Consider the following 7,194-nt stretch of genomic DNA (forward strand, 5'->3'; position numbering starts at 1 on the left):
GGGACACTGCGGACGTTGTCGCAGCCGGTGCGCCCGCTGCTGCACCGGGCGGTCCGGCGCGCGGTGCCGCCCGTGGACCCGGTGCCCGCTCCCCCGTTGTGGCGGGTCGTGCTGCGGCTGGCGCTGGCCCACCCGCGCTGGGGGCTGGCGGGCGGGTCGATGTTCACCCTCGCCACCCTGGGCTCGGCCACCGGTGTGCTCACCGGCTGGCTGTGGGGGCTCGTCGTCGCGGGGCTGGAGGGCGGCGGCACGCCGTGGGGGCCCGCCGCCGCGCTGACGGTGGTGCTGATGCTGTTCCCGGTGTGGATCGCCGTCGCGTTCCGCACCTACCCGCGCTGGTGGTCCGCGACAACGCTGCGGCTGCGGCTCGGGGTGCTGCGCGGGCAGACCATGCAGCGGCGTGGTCCGCGCTCCCCCGCGGGCGAGGTCGTGGCGCGGGCGCTGGACTCGGACCGGATGATCCTCTACGTGGACCGCTGGGTCGACGTCACCAACTCGGTGGTCGTCGTCGTGGTGGCCGGGCTGGTGGCGGCCGACGTGCGCGCGGCCGCCGTGATCGGCGGGTTCCTGCTGGTCTGCGCGGGCGTCGCGGCGATCGGGGCGCCGTTCGCGGGGCGCTCCGGGCGGATCGCGGCCGACGCCAGGGCCCGGTTCGGCACGGCGCTGGGATCGGTCCTGGAGTCGGTGCGCACGGTGAAGCTCGCCGCCGCGACCGGCGCCCTGCGGGCCCACCTGGTCGCCGTCGACGGCGACCGGGTGCGGGCCACGGTCCGCGAGTACCGGGTGCGCACCCTGCTCGACGGTGTCCCCGGCGTGCTGCTGCAGGGCGCGGTGGTGCTCACCTGGTCGCTGTACCTGGCCGGGACCTGGCCGCTGGCGACGGCGCTGCTGGTGTCGACCACGCTGAACGGGGCCGGGTTCCTCGGGCAGGTGTGCGCGGCCGCGGTCACCGAGGCCCCGATCGCACGGCGCTGGCTACGAGCCGTCGCCCCGTTCGCGGGTCCTGCGGACCTGACCCGGCTGCCGCCGGGGGTCGACCTGGCCACCGGGACCGCGCCCGCGCCGGAACCGGTGGGACGCGAGCCGCTGCACCGGCTGAGCCTGGAGAAGGTCGCCGCGGTGCACGACGACGGCACCGTCGGCGTCGAGGGCGTGGACCTCGATATCGAGGCGGGCTCGCTGGTGCTGGTCACCGGCCAGGTCGGGTCGGGCAAGTCCAGCCTGCTCGCGGGCCTGGCCGGGCTGGTCGGGCACGAGGGCGTCATCCGGTGGAACGGGCGCGCGGTCGACGATCCGCAGACGTTCCTGCGTCCCGGGCAGGTCGCCTACGTCGGGCAGGTCCCCCGGGTGCTCTCGGGCACGTTCGGCGACAACATCGCCCTCGGCCACGACCGGCCGGTGCAGGACGCGGTCGGCGACGCCCGGCTCGACCGGGACGTGGCCACGGCAGGCGGGCCGGACGCCGTGGTCGGACACCGGGGCATCCGGCTGTCCGGCGGGCAGGTGCAGCGGGTCGCGATGGCCCGGGCGCTGGCGACCGGCGCCGAGCTCATCGTCGCCGACGACGTGTCCTCCGCGCTGGACGTCCGCACCGAGATCGAGCTGTGGGCCGCGCTGCGCCGCCGCGGCAGCACCGTGGTCGGCGCGAGCACGAAGCGGGCGGCGCTGGCCCGGGCGGACCGGGTGGTCGTGCTGGATCGCGGGCGGGTCGCCGACGAGGGCACCTGGGACGAGCTGTCGGCCCGCTGGTCGCACCTGGCGGGCTAGGACCGGTTGCACCTCGTGCCGGGGGCCGGGCACCGGCCCGCGGTGTGTCGCCGCGGCCGACGGCCGGGTCCGCCTGCTGGTCCGGCCGGAGCCCGCCGACGTGGGTGCCGGGTCCGCCGGTCAGCGCAGGGGGTGACGTGCGAGGAAGGTGAGGACCGCGGCGGTCGCGCGACCGTCGAGGAAGCAGGCGTGCCGGGCCCCGGGCAGCACGAGCAGCTCTGCCCCGGGGATCCGCGCGGCCAGGCGCCGTCCGTTCCCCGGCGGCGTGAACTCGTCGTCGGCACCGTGCAGGACCAGGGTCGGGGCGGTGATCGTCGCGATCGCGTCCCCGGCGTCGTGGCGGGCGCTCGCCCGGCGGTGCCCCGCCCGGGCCGCCGGGCTCATGGTGTCGTCGCCGAGCACGGTCAGCGGGCCGGTCGTCTCCGGACCGACCATCAGCCGTCGCAGCTCGGCGGCATTGTCCGCCGGGTCGGCGAGGCGACGCAGAACCTCCGGGGCGGGAGGGATCGCGTCGGGTCCGCCCGCGGTGGTGCACGCGAGGACGAGCGCACCCACCCGGTCCGGGTGGTCGGCGGCGACCCACTGCGCGACCCGGCCGCCCATCGACGTCCCGTAGAGGTGGGCACGGTCGATCCCGGCCGCGTCCAGCACGGCGACGACATCGCGGGCGAGCCGGCGTGTGCTCCAGTCGCGGTCGACGACGTCGTCGCTGCACCCGGTGCCTGCGGTGTCCACGGCGACGGTGCGGTACTTGACGAGATCCGCACGCACGGTGCTCCACCAGTGCCGCGAGTTCGCCTGTCCGGGCAGCAGCACCAGCGGGTCGCCGGTGCCCCGGACGTCGAAAGCGATGCCGGCGCCGTCCGGCGCGACGGCGCGCGCGGTCACTCCCCCGGCCGCGGCACGGACGCCGGCGACGCCCGCGCCGCGGTCACGCGGGCTCGCCCCCTCGGGCGTGGACGGGCCGGACGCGTGCTCCACGCCCGGAGGCTACCCACGGCGGCCCCGCGGACCATCGGGCGTCTCAGCCGCAGTGGTTCTCGTGCCCGGTGTGCGCTGCGTGCTCGACCTGCAGGGTGGAGTGGTCGAGGCCGAACCGCTCGCGCAGCACGTGCCCGGCCCGGTCGAGGACCGAGGTGTCCCCGCAGTGCGCGGACACCTCCTCGTCGACGACGACGTGCGCCGACATGGCCGGGGTGCGGTCGTTGATCGCCCACACGTGGAGGTCGTGGACGTCGGCCACCCCGTCGACGGCCAGCAGCGCCGCCTTGACCTCCTGGGCGTCGACCCCCTTGGGCGCCCCCTCCAGCAGGACGTGCGCGGCCTCGCGCAGCAGCGCCACGGCACGCGGGAGGATGAGCGCGACGATGAAGAGCGAGGCGATCGTGTCCGCGTAGGGCCAGCCGGTCGTCATCAGGACGACGGCGGCGGCGAGCACGCCCACCGAGCCGAGGGCGTCGCCGAGGACGTGCAGCATGGCACCGCGCATGTTCATGTTCCCGCGGTCGCCGCCGGCCAGGACGGCGAGCGACACCAGGTTGCCGATCAGGCCGAGCACGCCGATGACCAGCAGCGGCAGGCCCGGGATCGCTGCGGGCACGAACAACCGCTGCACCGCCTCGATGCCCACCCACACCACGACCGCGACGAGGGTCAGCGCGTTCAGCGCCGCCACGAGCACCTCGGCCCGGCCCATCCCGTAGGTCCGCGACGTCGTCGCCGGTCGGGTGGCGAGCACGCTGGCGATCAGCGCCGCGACCAGCGCCCCTGCGTCGGTGAGCAGGTGGCCGAGGTCGGCCAGCAGCGCGAGCGAGCCGGTGTAGACCGCGCCCGCGGCGCCGAGGACCGCCGTGATCAGGGTGACGCCGAGTGCCGTCGCCAGCCGGCGGCGGTCGGTGCCCGCGCCGGCGTGCCCGTGGCCCGACCCGCCGCCGTGTCCGTGTCCGTGCCCCATGCGGCCACCATACATGCACACATTCGCATGTGAACCCTGCGAGGTCGGGTTCAGCCGGTGGGGACCGCCACCGCCTCGATGCTCAACGCCCCGTCCTCGACGCCGACCCGGGCGGTGCGGCCCGCGCCGATCCGCCCGTCGAGCAGCATCGACGACAGCGGGTTGTCGAGCTCGCGGCGGATGGTGCGGCGCAGCGGACGCGCCCCGAACTCGGGGGCGTGCCCGTGCTCGGCGAGCAGCGCGACGGCGTCGTCGCTGATCTCGAAGCCGATGTCCATCCGGCCGAGCCGGTCGCGGGTGTCGTCGAGCAGTAGCCGGGTGATCCGGGTGAGCTGCTCGGCCTCGAGCCGGCGGAAGACGATGGTCTCGTCGATCCGGTTCAGGAACTCGGGCCGGAAGACCTCCCGCAGCCGCGGCATCAGCCGGTCGCGCAGCACCGCCTCCTCCCGCTCGGCGGGGGTGGTGTCCGGGCCGGCGGCCGGGCCGAAGCCGAGCGTGGTCCCGTGTCCGGTGATCAGCTCCGACCCCACGTTCGAGGTCATGATGATCACTGTGTGCCGGAAGTCGACGGTACGGCCCTGGCCGTCGGTCAGCCGGCCGTCGTCGAGGACCTGCAGCAGCGTGTTGAACACGTCCGGGTGCGCCTTCTCGATCTCGTCGAGCAGCAGCACCGAGTACGGCCGCCGGCGCACCGCCTCGGTCAGCTCGCCGGACTCGCCGTAGCCGACGTAGCCGGGCGGGGCGCCGACCATCCGCGCGACGGTGTGCTTCTCGCCGTACTCGCTCATGTCCAGGCGGACCATGCGGTCCTCCTCGCCGAACAGCGCGACGGCCAGGGCGCGGGCCAGCTCGGTCTTGCCGACCCCGGTGGGGCCGAGGAACAGGAAGCTGCCCACCGGGCGGTTCTCGTCGCCGAGCCCGGAGCGCGAGCGGCGGATGGCCTCGGCCACGGCGGTGACCGCGGCGTCCTGCCCGATGACGCGCTGGTGCAGCTCGTCCTCCAGCTTGAGCAGCCGGTCCCGTTCCGCCTCGGTGAGCTGGGCGACCGGGATGCCGGTGGAGCGCGCGACGACCTCGGCGATCTCCTCGACGCCGACGACGGGTGCGCGACCGTCGGGGTCGGTGGGGTCGGCGGTCAGCTCCTCGCGGGCAGCGGTGATCTCGTCGCGCAGCTGGGAGGCCTTCTCGTAGTCCTCGTGCGCGACGGCCTGGTCCTTGTCACGCTGCAGCGCGTCGAGACGCTGCTCGACGGCCCGCCGGTCCACGGTGGGGGTGCGGGTACGCAACCGGACCCGGGCGCCGGCCTGGTCGAGCAGGTCGATCGCCTTGTCCGGCAGGAACCGGTCGGTGACGTAGCGGTCGGACAGCTCCACCGCCGCGCGCAGCGCGTCCGGGGTGTAGCGGACCTGGTGGTGGGCCTCGTAGCGATCGGCGAGGCCGCGCAGGATCGTGACGGCGTCCTCCACCGACGGCTCGGGCACCAGCACCGGCTGGAAGCGGCGGGCCAGCGCGCTGTCGGACTCGATGTGGCGGCGGTACTCGTCGATCGTGGTGGCGCCGATGACATGCAGCTCGCCGCGGGCCAGCGCGGGCTTGAGCAGGTTCCCGGCGTCCATCGCACCGCCGCCGTCCCCTCCCCCGGTGCCCGCGCCGACCATCGTGTGCAGCTCGTCGATGAACACGATCAGCGCGTCGCTGTGCGACCGGATCTCCTCGATCAGCGTGCGCATGCGTTCCTCGAAGTCGCCGCGGTACTTGGTGCCGGCGACGACACCGGCCAGATCCAGCTGCACGACGCGGCGTCCGCGCAGGGTGTCGGGCACCTCGCCGTCGGCGATGCGCTGGGCGATCCCCTCGACGACGGCGGTCTTCCCGACCCCGGCCTCCCCGATCAGCACCGGGTTGTTCTTGGTCCGGCGGGACAGGACCTCGACGGTCTGCTCGATCTCGTCGGCGCGGCCGATGACCGGGTCCAACCCGCCGCCGCGGGCGGCCTCCGTGAGGTCCTGACCGTACTGGTCCAGGGTCGGGGTGCCGGTGTCCGCGACCGCGCCCGGGTCCGGGGTGCCCGTCGCGCCCGTCCCGGCGGGGGCCTGCGGGGTCATCGCGCCGGGGCTGAACCGGGAGCGGGCGAGCAGCCGGCCCGCGGCGGAGTCCTCGTTGGCGGCGAGCGCGAGCAGCAGGTGCTCGGGCCCGATGTAGCTCGACCCGAGCGAGCGGGAGATCTGGTGCGCGTCGAGCAGCGCGCGCTTGGCCGACGGCGTCAGCGACGGCGGCCGCCCCGCGTCGTGGCCACCGCCGGGGCGTGGCAGGCGCTCCTCCAGGATGCGGGCGATCGTGTCCGGGTCGCCGCCGGCCCGGGCGATCCAGCCGCGGGTGGTGTCGGTGCGGGCGCAGGCCAGCAGGATGTGCGTGGCGTCGAGGTCGGTGTCACCGCGTTCCGCGGCCTCCTGGGCGGCCCGGGCCATGATCTCGCGGGCACCGCCGCTCAGCAGCCGGGTCAGGTCGATCCGGTGCACCGGGCCGCGGGGGTCGCCGGGGCCGAAGAAGCCGGTCATCGTCCACCTCTCGTCGGGTCGGGGCGATCGATCGCATTCCCGGCGCCGGGCCCGTCGAAACCGTCCGCCTCAGGACGCGGCGAGCACGTCCGCGGCGACGTCGCGGCAGACCTGCCAGCCGTACTCGACGCCGAGCCCGCCCGGATAGGTGGTGAGGACGGCCAGCGCGCGGTCCTCCCAGGCCAGCACGCAGTGCACGTTCCAGCCGTCCGCGCCGTGCAGGGTCCAGCCGTTCTTCTCCGCGACGGCGCCGGGGAGCACGGGCCGGATCCCGGACCGCCCGTCCGGGGTGACGGCGTCGAGGTCGGCGAGCAGTGCGGGTCCGCCGGGCAGGCCGGGGGCGCGCTCGCGCACGCAGGCGAGGACGCGGGCGGCGTCGAGCGCGCTGACCTGCGTGTAGGACCACCACCCGGGCCGCGACGTCGACACCGCCACCCCGCACTCCGGTCCGAGCCGGGCAGTGCTCGCGTCGCCGCCGAGCGCGCGGTAGAGCCGTTCGGCCGCGCCGTCGTCGGAGGCGCGGACGGCGGCGGCGATGTCGGCACGTACGGCGGGCGGGACCGGGCGGCCCCGCTGCGCGGCGGCCCGCAGGGTGTCCAGGGCCAGCCAGGCCTTGATCGTCGACTCGGCCTCGCTACGGCGGGTCGCAGCGTCCGCGGAGCCGGTCCAGCGGCCGTCGTCGGTGTCGAGCAGCGCCCAGGACACGGCGAGCCCCTCCTCCCCCTCCCGGTCGACGGCGAGCGTGCCGGGCGCGAGGTCGAGCGGGTCGGCCGTCGCCGACCCGGTGATCGCCGCGAGGAGCTCGCGCAGGGTGCCGGGCGGCTCCGCGTCGGCCGCGGGGGCGTGCTGCAGCCGGGCGGCGGGTGGGGGTGGCACGACAGGGCCGGCCAGGGCCGTCGGCACCGGCCCGGCCGC

At 75.9% G+C, this 7,194-nt stretch carries 5 protein-coding genes; 1 reads left to right on the top strand and 4 read right to left on the bottom strand.

All coding sequences use genetic code 11. The annotated features are described in order from the left end of the window. A partial coding sequence (locus NH602_RS25970; protein ID WP_253069159.1) for an ABC transporter ATP-binding protein occupies positions 1-1,767 on the top strand: 1,767 nt, incomplete at its 5' end. Between the two features lie 120 nt (positions 1,768-1,887). Here NH602_RS25970 and NH602_RS25975 read toward each other — a convergent pair. The 4 genes from NH602_RS25975 to NH602_RS25990 all read right to left on the bottom strand — a co-directional run. Further along, positions 1,888-2,748, bottom strand: a complete 861-nt coding sequence (locus tag NH602_RS25975; protein WP_253069160.1) for an alpha/beta fold hydrolase — start codon at positions 2,746-2,748, stop codon at positions 1,888-1,890. Between the two features lie 43 nt (positions 2,749-2,791). Then, positions 2,792-3,721, bottom strand: a complete 930-nt coding sequence (locus NH602_RS25980; protein ID WP_253069161.1) for a cation diffusion facilitator family transporter — start codon at positions 3,719-3,721, stop codon at positions 2,792-2,794. Positions 3,722-3,771: 50 nt separating this feature from the next. Then, positions 3,772-6,279 carry an ATP-dependent Clp protease ATP-binding subunit gene (locus tag NH602_RS25985; RefSeq protein ID WP_179760237.1) on the bottom strand — a complete coding sequence of 836 codons (2,508 nt, stop codon included), beginning with the start codon at positions 6,277-6,279 and terminating at the stop codon, positions 3,772-3,774. A gap of 69 nt (positions 6,280-6,348) precedes the next feature. Continuing rightward, positions 6,349-7,194: hypothetical protein (locus NH602_RS25990; RefSeq protein ID WP_253069162.1), on the bottom strand; the 846-nt coding region annotated here is incomplete at its 5' end.

This window comes from Pseudonocardia sp. McavD-2-B, assembly GCF_024124365.1.
Taxonomy (GTDB): Bacteria; Actinomycetota; Actinomycetes; order Mycobacteriales; family Pseudonocardiaceae; genus Pseudonocardia; species Pseudonocardia alni.

What these genes read in the sequence shown, in the direction of transcription:
- NH602_RS25980 (WP_253069161.1), bottom strand. Translation starts at nt 3,721, where the DNA reads ATGGGGCACGGACACGGACACGGCGGCGGGTCGGGCCACGGGCACGCC.
- NH602_RS25985 (WP_179760237.1), bottom strand. Translation starts at nt 6,279, where the DNA reads ATGACCGGCTTCTTCGGCCCCGGCGACCCCCGCGGCCCGGTGCACCGG.